Source organism: Streptomyces sp. NPDC044571 (assembly GCF_040647115.1).
Classification (GTDB): domain Bacteria; phylum Actinomycetota; class Actinomycetes; order Streptomycetales; family Streptomycetaceae; genus Streptomyces.
The window spans coordinates 1-13,186 of sequence record NZ_JBEZBN010000029.1 but is presented as its reverse complement, the minus strand read 5'-3'; the positions used below and the strand labels follow the sequence as shown (position 1 = coordinate 13,186).

Annotated in this window: 14 protein-coding genes; all 14 read left to right on the top strand. The window is 71.4% G+C overall.

What is annotated here, in order from left to right; genetic code table 11:
• The first annotated feature begins 34 nt into the window (after window positions 1-34).
• The 14 genes from AB0B01_RS17455 (at window position 35) to nusB (ending at window position 13,129) form a co-directional block, all read left to right on the top strand.
• A complete protein-coding gene (locus AB0B01_RS17455; protein WP_361719149.1) occupies window positions 35-466 on the top strand; it encodes a DUF948 domain-containing protein in 432 nt (143 codons plus the stop codon).
• An 8-nt stretch (window positions 467-474) separates the two neighbouring features.
• Entirely contained in the window at window positions 475-819 is a 345-nt protein-coding gene (locus tag AB0B01_RS17450; protein ID WP_361719146.1) for a DUF6167 family protein, read from the top strand.
• The gene (gene alaS, locus AB0B01_RS17445) at window positions 819-3,488 is read left to right on the top strand and encodes an alanine--tRNA ligase (RefSeq protein ID WP_361719143.1); all 2,670 of its coding nucleotides are present in this window, start codon (window positions 819-821) and stop codon (window positions 3,486-3,488) included. The genes AB0B01_RS17450 and alaS overlap by 1 nt, the downstream gene beginning before the upstream one ends.
• A gap of 2 nt (window positions 3,489-3,490) precedes the next feature.
• The gene (gene ruvX / locus AB0B01_RS17440) at window positions 3,491-3,961 is read left to right on the top strand and encodes a Holliday junction resolvase RuvX (protein ID WP_361719141.1); all 471 of its coding nucleotides are present in this window, start codon (window positions 3,491-3,493) and stop codon (window positions 3,959-3,961) included.
• A 127-nt stretch (window positions 3,962-4,088) separates the two neighbouring features.
• Window positions 4,089-5,765 (top strand): endolytic transglycosylase MltG, encoded by a 1,677-nt coding sequence (gene mltG, locus AB0B01_RS17435; RefSeq protein ID WP_361719138.1) that lies wholly within the window; start codon window positions 4,089-4,091, stop codon window positions 5,763-5,765.
• 7 nt (window positions 5,766-5,772) lie between these two features.
• Window positions 5,773-6,600 (top strand): shikimate dehydrogenase, encoded by an 828-nt coding sequence (locus tag AB0B01_RS17430; RefSeq protein ID WP_361719135.1) that lies wholly within the window; start codon window positions 5,773-5,775, stop codon window positions 6,598-6,600.
• 235 nt (window positions 6,601-6,835) lie between these two features.
• Window positions 6,836-8,020: a chorismate synthase gene (aroC, locus tag AB0B01_RS17425; RefSeq protein ID WP_361719132.1), complete on the top strand. Its 1,185-nt coding sequence runs from the start codon at window positions 6,836-6,838 to the stop codon at window positions 8,018-8,020.
• Window positions 8,017-8,535 carry a shikimate kinase gene (locus AB0B01_RS17420; protein WP_361719129.1) on the top strand — a complete coding sequence of 173 codons (519 nt, stop codon included), beginning with the start codon at window positions 8,017-8,019 and terminating at the stop codon, window positions 8,533-8,535. Before aroC ends, AB0B01_RS17420 begins: the two co-directional genes overlap by 4 nt.
• The gene (gene aroB, locus AB0B01_RS17415; RefSeq protein WP_361719126.1) at window positions 8,532-9,629 is read left to right on the top strand and encodes a 3-dehydroquinate synthase; all 1,098 of its coding nucleotides are present in this window, start codon (window positions 8,532-8,534) and stop codon (window positions 9,627-9,629) included. Before AB0B01_RS17420 ends, aroB begins: the two co-directional genes overlap by 4 nt.
• Window positions 9,626-10,066: a type II 3-dehydroquinate dehydratase gene (gene aroQ / locus AB0B01_RS17410; protein ID WP_361719123.1), complete on the top strand. Its 441-nt coding sequence runs from the start codon at window positions 9,626-9,628 to the stop codon at window positions 10,064-10,066. Before aroB ends, aroQ begins: the two co-directional genes overlap by 4 nt.
• Window positions 10,067-10,149: 83 nt before the next feature.
• Complete coding sequence (locus AB0B01_RS17405) at window positions 10,150-10,884, top strand: AAA family ATPase (protein WP_361719120.1); 735 nt, start codon at window positions 10,150-10,152, stop codon at window positions 10,882-10,884.
• A gap of 75 nt (window positions 10,885-10,959) precedes the next feature.
• Window positions 10,960-12,069: an aminopeptidase P family protein gene (locus AB0B01_RS17400; protein ID WP_361719117.1), complete on the top strand. Its 1,110-nt coding sequence runs from the start codon at window positions 10,960-10,962 to the stop codon at window positions 12,067-12,069.
• 59 nt (window positions 12,070-12,128) lie between these two features.
• A complete protein-coding gene (efp, locus tag AB0B01_RS17395) occupies window positions 12,129-12,695 on the top strand; it encodes an elongation factor P (protein WP_356848407.1) in 567 nt (188 codons plus the stop codon).
• Window positions 12,696-12,697: 2 nt separating this feature from the next.
• Window positions 12,698-13,129, top strand: a complete 432-nt coding sequence (gene nusB / locus AB0B01_RS17390) for a transcription antitermination factor NusB (RefSeq protein ID WP_356848408.1) — start codon at window positions 12,698-12,700, stop codon at window positions 13,127-13,129.
• Window positions 13,130-13,186 lie beyond the last annotated feature (57 nt).

The following is a 13,186-nucleotide window of genomic DNA, read 5'->3' as shown; positions in this document are numbered from 1 at the left end:
TACGTGCTGACCAACAGGCAGAAAGCGGTGCAACGTGTCCGGTGGAGAGGTGGCCGGGATCCTGGTGGCCGTCTTCTGGGCCATCCTCGTCTCGTTCCTTGCCGTGGCGCTGGCGAGGCTGGCGCAGGTGCTCAAGGCGACCACCAAGCTCGTGGCCGACGTGACCGAGCAGGCCGTTCCGCTGCTCGCGGACGCCTCCACGACCGTCCGCTCCGCGCGCACCCAGCTCGACCGGGTCGACGCCATCGCGAGCGACGTGCAGGAAGTGACCTCGAACGCCTCCGCGCTGTCCTCCACCGTGGCCTCCACCTTCGGCGGCCCGCTGGTCAAGGTCGCCGCCTTCGGCTACGGCGTCCGCAGGGCGCTGGGCCGGACGCCGGAGGAGGAACCGCGCGGAGCGTCCCGACGCACCGTGTTCGTGGGCCGTACGGTGCCGGCAGCCCGGCGCCGGAAGCAGAAGGGCTGAGACCGCCGATGTTCCGCCGAGCCTTCTGGTTCACCGCAGGCGCAGCCGCCGGCGTGTGGGCCACCACCAAAGTCAACCGGCAGCTGAAGAAGCTGACACCGGAGAGCCTCGCCGCGCAGGCCGCCGACAAGGCGCTGGAGGCGGGCCACCGCCTCAAGGACTTCGCCCTCGACGTCAAGGCGGGAATGTCGCAGCGCGAGGACGAGCTGAAAGACGCACTGGGACTGCAGCACGATCCGGACCGGCCCGACAACGTCACGGCCCTCCCCGGACCGCGCCGCCTGCAGGCCATCCCGAACGGCAAGACCACCCCCCGACCGAACCCTTCGTACAACCGGAATGAGGACCACTGATGGAGTCGGCTGAGATTCGCCGCCGCTGGCTGAGCTTCTTCGAGGAGCGCGGTCACACCGTCGTCCCTTCGGCGTCGCTCATCGCGGACGACCCGACTCTGCTGCTGGTCAATGCGGGCATGGTCCCGTTCAAGCCGTACTTCCTCGGTGAGACCAAGCCCCCCGCCCCGCGGGCCACCAGTGTGCAGAAGTGCGTCCGTACCCCGGACATCGAAGAGGTCGGCAAGACCACTCGCCACGGCACGTTCTTCCAGATGTGCGGCAACTTCTCCTTCGGGGACTACTTCAAGGAAGGAGCCATCCGCTACGCCTGGGAGCTGCTCACCACGCCCCAGGACCAGGGTGGCTACGGCCTGGAGCCCGAGAAGCTCTGGATCACCGTCTACCTCGACGACGACGAGGCCGAGCAGATCTGGCGCGAGAAGATCGGCGTCCCCGCCGAGCGCATCCAGCGCCTGGGCAAGAAGGACAACTTCTGGTCCATGGGCGTCCCCGGCCCCTGCGGCCCCTGCTCCGAGATCAACTACGACCGCGGCCCGGAGTTCGGCGTCGAGGGCGGCCCCGCCGTCAACGACGAGCGCTACGTGGAGATCTGGAACCTCGTCTTCATGCAGTACGAGCGCGGCGCCGGCGACGGGAAGGAAGACTTCCCGATCCTCGGCGACCTGCCGTCGAAGAACATCGACACCGGCCTCGGCCTCGAACGTCTCGCCATGATCCTGCAGGGCGTGCAGAACATGTACGAGACCGACACCCTGCGCGTGGTCATGGACAAGGCCACCGAGCTGACCGGCGTGCAGTACGGCGCCGCCAAGGACAGCGACGTCTCCATGCGCGTGGTCGCCGACCACATCCGCACCTCCGTGATGCTCATCGGCGACGGCGTGACCCCCGGCAACGAGGGCCGCGGATACGTGCTGCGCCGCATCATGCGCCGTGCCATCCGCAACATGCGCCTCATGGGCGCCACCGGCCCGGTCGTGCAGGACCTCGTCGACGTCGTGATCAACACGATGGGGCAGCAGTACCCGGAGCTGATCACCGACCGCAAGCGCATCGAGACCGTCGCGCTGGCCGAGGAGGCCGCCTTCCTCAAGGCCCTCAAGGGCGGCACCAACATCCTCGACACCGCCGTGACGGAAACCAAGGCCGCCGGCGGCACCGTCCTCTCCGGCGACAAGGCGTTCCTGCTCCACGACACCTGGGGCTTCCCGATCGACCTGACCCTGGAGATGGCCGCCGAGCAGGGCCTGTCGGTGGACGAGCCCGGCTTCCGCCGCCTGATGCAGGAGCAGCGCGACCGCGCCAAGGCCGACGCCAAGGCCAAGAAGACCGGCCACGCCGACGTCTCCGCGTACCGCGAGATCGCCGACAGCGCCGGGGCCACCGAGTTCACCGGCTACGCCACCAACCAGGGCGAGTCCACCATCGTCGGCCTGCTGGTCAACGGCGTCTCCGCGCCCGCCGCCTCGGAGGGCGACGACGTCGAGGTCGTCCTCGACCGCACGCCCTTCTACGCCGAGGGCGGCGGCCAGCTCGCCGACCAGGGCCGGATCAAGCTCGACTCCGGCGCCGTCATCGTCGTCCGCGACGTGCAGCAGCCGGTCCCCGGCGTCTCCGTGCACAAGGGCTCCGTGCAGGTCGGCGAGGTGACCGTGGGCGCCTCCGCCTACGCCGCCATCGACGTGCACCGCCGCCGGGCCATCGCCCGCGCCCACTCGGCCACCCACCTGACCCACCAGGCGCTGCGCGACGCCCTCGGCCCGACGGCCGCCCAGGCCGGCTCCGAGAACTCGCCCGGCCGCTTCCGCTTCGACTTCGGCTCGCCGAACGCCGTCCCCGGCACGGTCCTCACCGACGTCGAGCAGAAGATCAACGACGTGCTCGCCCGCGAGCTCGACGTCACCGCCGAGATCATGAGCATCGACGAGGCGAAGAAGCAGGGCGCCATCGCCGAGTTCGGCGAGAAGTACGGCGAGCGCGTGCGCGTCGTCACCATCGGCGACTTCTCCAAGGAGCTGTGCGGCGGCACCCACGTCGGCAACACCAGCCAGCTCGGCCTGGTGAAGCTGCTCGGCGAGTCCTCCATCGGCTCCGGCGTGCGCCGCGTCGAGGCCCTGGTCGGCGTCGACGCGTACAACTTCCTGGCCAAGGAGCACACGGTCGTCGCCCAGCTCCAGGAGCTGGTCAAGGGCCGTCCGGAGGAGCTGCCGGAGAAGATCGCCTCCATGCTCGGCAAGCTGAAGGACGCCGAGAAGGAGATCGAGAAGTTCCGCGCGGAGAAGGTGCTCCAGGCCGCCGCCGGTCTCGCCGCGGGCGCCCAGGACATCCGCGGGGTCGCCCTCGTCGTGGGTTCGGTGCCGGACGGTACGGGCGCCGACGACCTGCGCAAGCTGGTCCTCGACGTCCGCGGCCGCATCCAGGGCGACCGCCCGGCCGTCGTGGCCCTGTTCGCCGTGGCGAACGACCGCCCGCTGACCGTCATCGCCACCAACGAGGCGGCCCGCGAGCGCGGCCTGAAGGCCGGCGACTTGGTCCGCACGGCCGCCAAGACCCTCGGTGGCGGCGGTGGCGGCAAGCCGGACGTCGCCCAGGGCGGCGGCCAGAACCCGGCCGCCGTCCCCGAGGCCATCGCCGCGGTCGAGCGCCTCGTCGTCGAGACGGTCTGACGATGACCCTGCGCCGCGGCCGCCGTCTCGCCATCGACGTCGGGGACGCCCGGATCGGGGTCGCCTCGTGCGACCCCGACGGGGTGCTCGCCACACCGGTGGAAACCGTTCCGGGCCGGGACGTCCCCTTCGCCCACCGGCGGCTGCGGCAGCTCGTCGAGGAGTACGAGCCGCTGGAAGTCGTGGTCGGCCTGCCCCGCTCGCTCAGCGGGCGGGAGGGGCCGGCCGCGGCCAAGGTGCGCGCCTTCGCCACGGAACTGGCCAAGGGCATCAAGCCGGTGACGGTCCGTCTGGTGGACGAGCGGATGACCACGGTCACCGCCGCCCAGGGGCTGCGGGCCTCCGGGAAGAACGCCAAGAAGGGCCGCTCGGTGATCGACCAGGCGGCCGCCGTGGTGATCCTTCAGAACGCTCTTGAGACCGAACGGGTATCAGGTAATCCGCCCGGTGAGTGCGTCGAAGTGGTTGTCTGATCGCGATACGGTAACGTTCCGCGCGATGCGACGGCATTCGAACAGTCGTCGCCCACCACTTCAGAGGCGGAACCGGGTGCCGCGGCGGACGTAGCCGCTGCCTCCGTCTCGCGGCTCTAGGGGATCGATGACTGAGTATGGCCGGGGCCGAGGCCCCGAACCGTGGCACCCGGAGGACCCCCTGTACGGGGACCAGGGGTGGAACGGCCATGAGGCCCAGCAGGTTCAGATGCCCTACGGCGGCGCCCCGCAGCAGCAGTACCCGCAGGAGCCGCAGTACCAGGAGCCGCAGTACCCGCAGCAGCCACAGCAGTACCCGCAGTACGAGCAGCAGCAGTACCAGGAGCCGCAGCAGGAGTACGCCCCGCAGCAGTTCCAGCAGCAGCCCACGTACGACGGCCAGGCCTGGGACACCCAGGCCCAGGCCCAGGCCGAGTACGCCGGCGTCGCACAGGCCGTCGACCCGTACGCGGGCGCGGACCCGTACGCCCAGCAGCCCGTCGGCGGCTACCCGGGCGAGGCTCCCGACCTGTACGGCACCGACGAGGCCTACCCGCCGCCGGTGCCCCCGGGCCGGCGCCACCTGATCCCCGAGCAGGACCCGGAGACGGACGACCCGGCGGAGGACACCTCCTCGTCGCCGTCCGGAGCGGAGAACGGCCCCGGCGAGCCGTCCGGCGGCGGGCGCCGCTCGGGCCGTTCGAAGGGCAAGCAGAAACGACGCAGCGGCACGGCCTGCCTGATCGTGGCCGTCGTGATCGCGGGTGTCGTCGGCGGTGGCGGCTACTACGGCTACACGTACCTGAAGGACCGGTTCGGCACGGCCGCGGACTATGCCGGGGCCGGCACCGACGAGTCGGTCGACGTGGAGATCCCCAAGGACGCCACCATGGCCCAGATGGGCCGCATCCTGAAGGCGCAGGGCGTGGTCGCCAGCGTGGAGGCGTTCGTCAACGCCGCGACGGTGAACCCCAAGGGCAAGGCCATCCAGCCGGGCGTCTACCCCCTGAAGAAGAAGATGTCGGCCGCCGAGTGCGTCGCGCTGCTGGTCGACCCCTCCAAGCTGCACGTGCTCACGATCCCCGAGGGCAGCCGCAACGCCGAGGTCTACAAGATGATCGACGCGAAGTACGGCAAGCCGGCGGGCACCACGAGGGACCTCGCCAAGCGCGAGGCGAAGAACCTGGGCCTCCCGGCCTGGGCCAACAACAACCCGAAGATCATCGACCCGCTCGAAGGCTTCCTCTACCCGGCGCGCTACGACCTCACCAGCGGCAGCACTCCCGAGTCGCTGCTCAAGGAGATGATCAAGAACGCGACCACGAAGTACGCGGAGATCGGCATCGAGGGCAAGGCCAAGGAGCTCGGCCTCGACAACCCGCTCCAGCTCGTCACCGTCGCCAGTCTCGTCAACGCCGAAGGCAAGAACCACGACGACTTCCGCAAGATGTCCGAGGTCATCTACAACCGTCTGAAGAAGACGAACGACGTCACCAACCAGAAGCTTGAGTTCGACTCGACGATCAACTACCTGAAGGGCACGAGCGACATCAACGTCACCCGCGCGGAGACGAAGACGCTCGACAACGCCTACAACACCTACTTCTACAAGGGCCTGCCGCCCGGTCCCATCGGCAACCCGGGCAAGGACGCCCTGGCGGCCACGCTCGACCCCGACAAGGGCGGCTGGATGTTCTTCGTCTCGGTTGACGGAGAGACGACCACCTACACCAAGACCTTCGCCGAACACGAGAAACTGGTCGCGGAATTCAACGAGCGACAGAAGCAGAAAAACGGCGGGTAGGTAACACATGTCACGCATACGGGCCGCGGTGCTGGGTTCGCCCATCGAGCACTCCCTCTCACCGGTGCTGCACCGCGCCGCCTACCGGGAGCTCGGCCTCGACGAGTGGTCGTACGACCGCTTCGAGATCGACGAGGCCGCGCTCCCGGAGTTCATCGCCGGCCTGGGCCCCGAATGGGCCGGGCTCTCCCTGACGATGCCGCTCAAGCGGGCGATCATCCCGCTGCTCGACGGCATCAGCGACACCGCCGCCGCCGTCGAGGCGGTCAACACGGTCGTCCTCACCGAGGACGGCCGGCGGATCGGCGACAACACCGACATCCCGGGGATCGTCGCCGCCCTGCGCGAACGGGGCGTCGAGAAGGTGGAGACCGCGGCCATCCTCGGCGCGGGCGCCACCGCCTCCTCGGCCCTGGCCGCGCTCGCGCGGGTCTGCACCGGCGAGGTCACCGTGTACGTCCGCTCCGAGGTCCGCGCCGCCGAGATGCGCCAGTGGGGCGAGCGGCTCGGCGTGGCCGTCCGTACGGCCGACTGGTCCGACGCGGCCGAGGCGCTGGCCGCGCCGCTGGTGATCGCCACCACCCCGGCGCGCGCCACCGACGCCCTCGCCCCGTCCGTACCGGCGGGCGCCGCCACCCTCTTCGACGTGCTGTACGACCCGTGGCCGACCGCCCTGGCCGCCGCCTGGTCCCGGCAGGGCGGCACCCTCCTCGGCGGTCTCGACCTCCTGGTCCACCAGGCGGTGCTCCAGGTCGAGCAGATGACCGGCTGCGCCGCCGGCCCGCTGGCCGCCATGCGGACCGCCGGCGAGGCCGCGCTGCGGGCCCGGCACTGAACCGGCCGCCGGCACACCTGATGCACTGCGCGGGCTGATCTTGCCCGCCGCATCCCGGCTCCGCCATGGTGGAGGACGGGTAGGCCGCCGTCCGACAGCTGGACCGGAGCGCGGTGTACCGGCCCGGACGTGGGAGGATCGGGTAGTGGCGGGTCCTGGCCGCGCGCCCCAGCCAGCGCTGGGAGTGCCCCGGACCGCGCCGCCGCTGTACCAGGCGCGAGCATGAGGAGCATCGTTGAGCAGGTTGCGTTGGCTGACCGCCGGGGAGTCGCACGGCCCGGCGCTGGTGGCGACGCTGGAGGGGCTTCCCGCCGGCGTCCCGGTCACCACTGAGCTGGTGGCCGACCATCTGGCGCGGCGCCGCCTCGGCTACGGGCGTGGTGCGCGGATGAAGTTCGAGCAGGACGAGGTCACGTTCCTCGGCGGGGTCCGGCACGGCCTGTCGCTGGGTTCCCCGATCGCCGTGATGGTGGGGAACACGGAGTGGCCGAAGTGGGAGAAGGTCATGTCGGCCGACCCCGTGGACCCCTCGGAGCTGAAGGAGACGGGCCGCAACGCCCCCCTGACGCGCCCGCGCCCGGGCCACGCGGACCTCGCCGGCATGCAGAAGTACGGCTTCGACGAGGCCCGCCCGATCCTTGAGCGTGCGAGCGCCCGGGAAACGGCCGCCCGTGTCGCGCTCGGCGCCATCGCCCGTTCCTTCCTCAAGGACGTCGCGGGCATCGAGATCGTCTCGCACGTGGTGGAGCTGGCGTCGGCGAAGGCCCCGTACGGGGTGTACCCGACCCCGGCGGACGTGCAGAAGCTGGACGCCGATCCGGTGCGCTGCCTGGACGCGGACGCGTCGAAGGCGATGGTGGCGGAGATCGACCAGGCCCACAAGGACGGCGACACCCTGGGCGGTGTGGTCGAGGTGCTGGCGTACGGGGTGCCGGTGGGCCTCGGCTCGCACGTGCACTGGGACCGCCGGCTCGATGCGCGTCTGGCGGCTGCGCTGATGGGCATCCAGGCCATCAAGGGCGTGGAGGTCGGCGACGGCTTCGACCTGGCGCGGGTGCCGGGCTCCCAGGCGCACGACGAGATCGTCTCGACCCCGGAGGGCATCAAGCGCACCTCGGGCCGCTCCGGCGGCACGGAGGGCGGTCTGACCACGGGTGAGCTGCTGCGCGTACGGGCCGCGATGAAGCCGATCGCGACGGTACCGAAGGCCCTGGCCACGGTGGACGTCGCCACGGGCGAGGCCGCCGCCGCGCACCACCAGCGCTCCGACGTCTGCGCCGTGCCGGCCGCGGGCATCGTGGCGGAGGCGATGGTGGCGCTGGTCCTGGCCGACGCGGTGGTCGAGAAGTTCGGCGGCGACTCGGTCCCCGAAACCCGCCGCAACGTCCGGTCCTACCTCGACAACCTCCAGATCCGGTGACCGGCGGACCACTGGTCGTCCTCGTCGGACCCATGGGATCCGGCAAGTCCACGGTGGGGGCGCTGCTGGCCGAGCGGCTCGGCGTCCCCTACCGGGACACCGACGCCGACATCGTCGCGGCCCAGGGCCGCACGATCTCGGACATCTTCGTCGACGAGGGCGAGCCGTACTTCCGTGAGCTGGAACGGCAGGCCGTCGCCACCGCCGTCGCCGAGCACACCGGAGTCCTCGCCCTCGGCGGCGGCGCCGTCCTCGACGCGGGCAGCCGCGCCCTGCTGGCCGGACTGCCCGTCGCCTACCTGTCGATGGACGTCGACGAAGCCGTCCGGCGCGTCGGCCTCGGCGCCGCGCGTCCGCTGCTCACCGTCAACCCGCGCCGCCAGTGGCGCGAGCTGATGGAGGCCCGCCGGCCCCTGTACACCGAAGTCGCGCGCGTCGTCGTGGCCACTGACGACCGCACCCCCGAAGAGGTCGCCCAGGCGGTCCTCGACGCTCTGGAGTTGAAGGACGTATGACAGACCAGGACCAGGTGACGCGGATCCACGTCGGCGGCAGCGCCGGCCACGACCCGTACGACGTGCTGGTCGGCCGGCAGCTGCTCGGCGAGCTCGGCAGCCTGATCGGTACGAAGGCCCAGCGGGTCGCCGTCATCCACCCCGAGGCACTCGCCTCGACCGGTGAGGCACTGCGCGACGACCTGGCCCAGCAGGGCTACGAGGCCGTCGCCATCCAGGTGCCGAACGCCGAGGAGGCCAAGACGGCCGAGGTCGCGGCGTACTGCTGGAAGGCGCTCGGCCAGTCCGGGTTCACCCGCACCGACGTGATCGTCGGCGTCGGCGGAGGCGCCACCACCGACCTGGCGGGCTTCGTCGCGGCCACCTGGCTGCGCGGGGTGCGGTGGATCGCCGTCCCCACCACCGTGCTCGCGATGGTCGACGCGGCCGTCGGCGGCAAGACCGGCATCAACACCGCCGAGGGCAAGAACCTGGTGGGTTCCTTCCACCCGCCCGCCGGGGTGCTGTGCGACCTGGCGGCGCTGGACTCCCTGCCGGTCAACGACTACGTCAGCGGCCTCGCCGAGATCATCAAGGCCGGCTTCATCGCCGACCCGGCGATCCTCGACCTGATCGAGGCGGACCCGGCGGCGGCCCGCACCCCCGAAGGCCCGCACACCGCCGAGCTGATCTGCCGCTCCATCCAGGTCAAGGCGGACGTCGTCTCCAGCGACCTGAAGGAGTCGGGCCTGCGCGAGATCCTCAACTACGGGCACACCCTCGCGCACGCCATCGAGAAGAACGAGCGCTACAAGTGGCGCCACGGCGCGGCCGTTTCGGTCGGCATGGTCTTCGCCGCCGAACTGGGCCGGCTCGCGGGCCGGCTCGACGACGCGACGGCCGACCGGCACCGGGAGATCCTCGCCGCCGTGGGCCTGCCGCTCACCTACCGCGGCGACCAGTGGCCCAAGCTGCTCCAGACCATGCAGGTCGACAAGAAGTCCCGCGGCAACCTGCTGCGCTTCATCGTCCTGGACGGCCTCGCCAAGCCCACCGTCCTGGAGGGCCCCGACCCGGCGCACCTCATCGCCGCCTACGGCGAGGTGTCGGCATGAGCCGCAAGGTACTCGTGCTGAACGGCCCGAACCTGGGCCGGCTCGGCTCGCGCGAACCCGACGTGTACGGGGCCACCTCGTACGCCGGACTCGTCGAGAGCTGCCGTGCGCTCGGGGAGGAGCTCGGCTTCGACGTCGAGGTCCGCGAGACGAACGACGAGGGCGAGCTGATCCGCTGGCTGCACGAGGCGGCGGACGGGAAGATCCCCGTGGTCATCAACCCCGGCGCCTTCACGCACTACTCGTACGGGATGCGGGACGCGGCCGCGCAGCGCACCGCCCCGCTGATCGAGGTGCACATCTCGAACCCGTACGCCCGCGAGGAGTTCCGGCACACCTCGGTCATCGCCTCGGTGGCGACGGGGACGGTGGCGGGCTTCGGCATCGGCTCCTACCGGCTGGCGCTGCGCGCGCTGGCGGACGAAGTCGCGCTCTGACGGTGCTGGTGGGCGCCGCGGCCGCCGGGGTCATATAACGTTCTCGCATCAGTCGGTGCGAGAACGAGACGGAGTGGCAGCGGATGCAGCAAGGAGTGGGGGGCGGCGGCGCGGGCTGGGGACAGCCGGGGCACCATCCGGCGGCGCCCGCGCAGCCGCCGATACCCCCTGCACAGGGGTGGCCGGTCGCACCGCCGGCGCCGGTGCCGGACGCCGCCACCGGACACATCCCGCTGCCGCCCGCGGTGGCCGGCGGCACCGGCGGTGCCACGCTGGCCGTGCTGCTGATCGGCCCGGCGGGCGCCGGGAAGACCACGGTGGCCCGGCACTGGGCGAGCACCCGGCCGGTGCCGACCGCGCACGTCAGCCTGGACGACGTCCGGGAATGGGTGTGCTCCGGCTTCGCCGACCCGCAGGCGGGCTGGAACGACCAGTCCGAGGCCCAGTACCGCCTGGCCCGCCGCACCTGCGGCTTCGCCGCCCGCAACTTCCTGGCGAACGGGATCTCCTGCATCCTTGACGACGCCGTCTTCCCGGACCGGCCGGTCGTCGGCCTCGGCGGCTGGAAACGGCACGTGGGCCCCGCCCTGCTGCCGGTCGTGCTGCTGCCGGGCCTGGAGATCGTCCTGGAGCGCAACGCCGCCCGCTCCGGCAACCGGCGGCTCTCGGACGAGGAAGTCGCCCGGATCCACGGCCGGATGGCGGGCTGGTACGGCTCCGGCCTGCCGATCATCGACAATTCCGACCTCGACGTCGAGGCCACGTCCCGCGCCCTGGACGACGCCCTGGCCCGCGCCATCACGGCTCCCGCCTACTGATCCCGACAGGCCCGCCAGGCCCGGACGGACCTGCTCGCCAGGACGGATGCGGCACACGCTCGTACGCTCGAAAACATGTCAGACGTGTACGCGACCCGCCGAGGCCTGCTGCGCGACCGCTGCGCCGCCGCCGGAAACGCCGCCGCACTGATCACGCGTCCGGCAAACGTGCGCTACCTCAGCGGCGCCTCACCCAAGGGTGCGGTACTGCTCGTCGGCCCCGACGGCGGCGACATGCTGTTCACCCTCGGTCCGCCCACCGGCGACATCGACGAGGGCCGGCTCGACGAGCACCTGAAGGTCAGCGTGCTCCCCACCCCGGGGGCCGACCCTGCCGTCGCCGCGGCGGACATGGCGGCCTCCGCACGCGCGGACGCACTCGCCGTCGAGGAGCACCACCTCACCGTCGCCCGGCACCGAGCCCTGGGCTCCGTGGCGCCCGGCCTGCGCCTCGCTGACCTCGGCACCGCCGTGGAGCAGCAGCGCCTGGTCAAGGACGAGGAGGAGATCGCCTGCCTGCGGATCGCCGCCGAGATCGCCGACCAGGCCCTCGGCGAGCTGCTGGAGTCGATCCTCGTCGGCCGCACCGAACGCCACCTCGCGCTGGAGCTGGAGCGCCGCCTCGTGGACCACGGGGCGGACGGGCCGGCCTTCCCGACCTCCGTGGGCACCGGACCGCACTCCGGCCGCTCCCGGCACCGCCCCTCCGACCGCCGGGTCGAGGAAGGCGACTTCCTGTCCGTCTGCCTGGGGGCGAACTACCGCGGCTACCGCTGTGAGATCGGCCGGACCTTCGTGATCGGCACCAGCCCCGCCGACTGGCAGATCGAGCTCTACGACCTCGTCTTCGCGGCCCAGCGGGCCGGGCGGGAAGCACTGGTGCCCGGCGCCGCGTACCGCGACGTCGACCGTGCCGCGCGCTCCGTCCTCGACTCCGCGGGCCACGGGGAGGCCCTCGCGCCGTGGACCGGACACGGCGTCGGACTCGAAATCGACGAGGACCCGCAGCTTGCACCTACGGCAATGGGTAAACTGGACGCTTGCGTGCCGGTCACCGTCGAACCGGGGGTCCACCTCCCGGGCCGGGGCGGAGTCCGGATCGATGACACGCTCGTCGTACGCCCCGAGGCGGACGGCGGTCCCGAGCTACTCACCATTACGACCAAGGAGCTGCTCGCGCTCTAGCCCGCCGCGGCGGGCTGTGCGCGCACCCGTGGTCTTCCAGTGCAGGAGATTCCGCAACCGTGGCTTCCACGAACGACCTCAAGAACGGCATGGTGCTCAAGCTCGACGGTGACCAGCTCTGGTCCGTCGTCGAGTTCCAGCACGTCAAGCCCGGCAAGGGCCCGGCCTTCGTGCGCACCAAGCTCAAGCACGTGCTCTCCGGCAAGGTCGTCGACAAGACCTTCAACGCCGGCACGAAGGTCGAGACGGCCACCATCGACCGCCGCGACATGCAGTTCTCGTACATGGACGGCGACTACTTCGTCTTCATGGACATGCAGACCTACGACCAGCTGATGGTCGACCGCAAGGCCGTCGGCGACGCCGCCAACTTCCTGATCGAGGGCTTCACCGCCTCCGTCGCCCAGCACGAGGGCGAGGTGCTGTACGTCGAGCTCCCGGCCGCCGTCGAGCTCGTCATCGAGCACACCGACCCGGGCGTCCAGGGCGACCGCTCCACCGGCGGCACCAAGCCGGCCCGCCTGGAGACCGGCTACGAGATCCAGGTCCCGCTGTTCGTCACCACGGGCGAGAAGGTCAAGGTCGACACCCGTACCAGCGACTACCTCGGCCGGGTGAGCAGCTAACCGTGGCTGCCCGCAGCAACGCGCGCAAGCGCGCCTTCCAGATCCTGTTCGAGGCCGACCAGCGCGGGGTGCCCGTGCGCGAGGTCCTCGCGGACTGGATCCGCCACGCGAGGTCGGACGACCGGCAGCCTCCGGTCAGCGCCTTCACGATGGACCTCGTCGAGGGGTACGCCGACAAGGTGAACCGCATCGACGACCTGATCGTCACCTACGCCGTGGACTGGGAGCTCGACCGCATGCCGGTCGTGGACCGGAACATCGTGCGGCTCGGTGCGTACGAGCTGATCTGGGTGGACGACACCCCGGACGCCGTGGCCATCGACGAGGCCGTGCAGCTCGCCAAGGAGTTCTCGACGGACGAGTCGCCCTCGTTCGTGAACGGGCTGCTGGCCCGCTTCAAGGACCTCAAGCCGAGCCTGCGCCGGGGCGAGTAGCCCCCGGCGGCTCGGCCGCCTCGGCCCTACGGAGGGGCCGCCCCGCCCCCCCGCGCG

What these genes read in the sequence shown, in the direction of transcription:
- aroB (WP_361719126.1), top strand. Translation starts at nt 8,532, where the DNA reads ATGACAGACCAGGACCAGGTGACGCGGATCCACGTCGGCGGCAGCGCC.
- alaS (WP_361719143.1), top strand. Translation starts at nt 819, where the DNA reads ATGGAGTCGGCTGAGATTCGCCGCCGCTGGCTGAGCTTCTTCGAGGAG.
- mltG (WP_361719138.1), top strand. Translation starts at nt 4,089, where the DNA reads ATGACTGAGTATGGCCGGGGCCGAGGCCCCGAACCGTGGCACCCGGAG.
- ruvX (WP_361719141.1), top strand. Translation starts at nt 3,491, where the DNA reads ATGACCCTGCGCCGCGGCCGCCGTCTCGCCATCGACGTCGGGGACGCC.
- aroQ (WP_361719123.1), top strand. Translation starts at nt 9,626, where the DNA reads ATGAGCCGCAAGGTACTCGTGCTGAACGGCCCGAACCTGGGCCGGCTC.
- AB0B01_RS17450 (WP_361719146.1), top strand. Translation starts at nt 475, where the DNA reads ATGTTCCGCCGAGCCTTCTGGTTCACCGCAGGCGCAGCCGCCGGCGTG.
- AB0B01_RS17405 (WP_361719120.1), top strand. Translation starts at nt 10,150, where the DNA reads ATGCAGCAAGGAGTGGGGGGCGGCGGCGCGGGCTGGGGACAGCCGGGG.
- AB0B01_RS17400 (WP_361719117.1), top strand. Translation starts at nt 10,960, where the DNA reads ATGTCAGACGTGTACGCGACCCGCCGAGGCCTGCTGCGCGACCGCTGC.
- AB0B01_RS17430 (WP_361719135.1), top strand. Translation starts at nt 5,773, where the DNA reads ATGTCACGCATACGGGCCGCGGTGCTGGGTTCGCCCATCGAGCACTCC.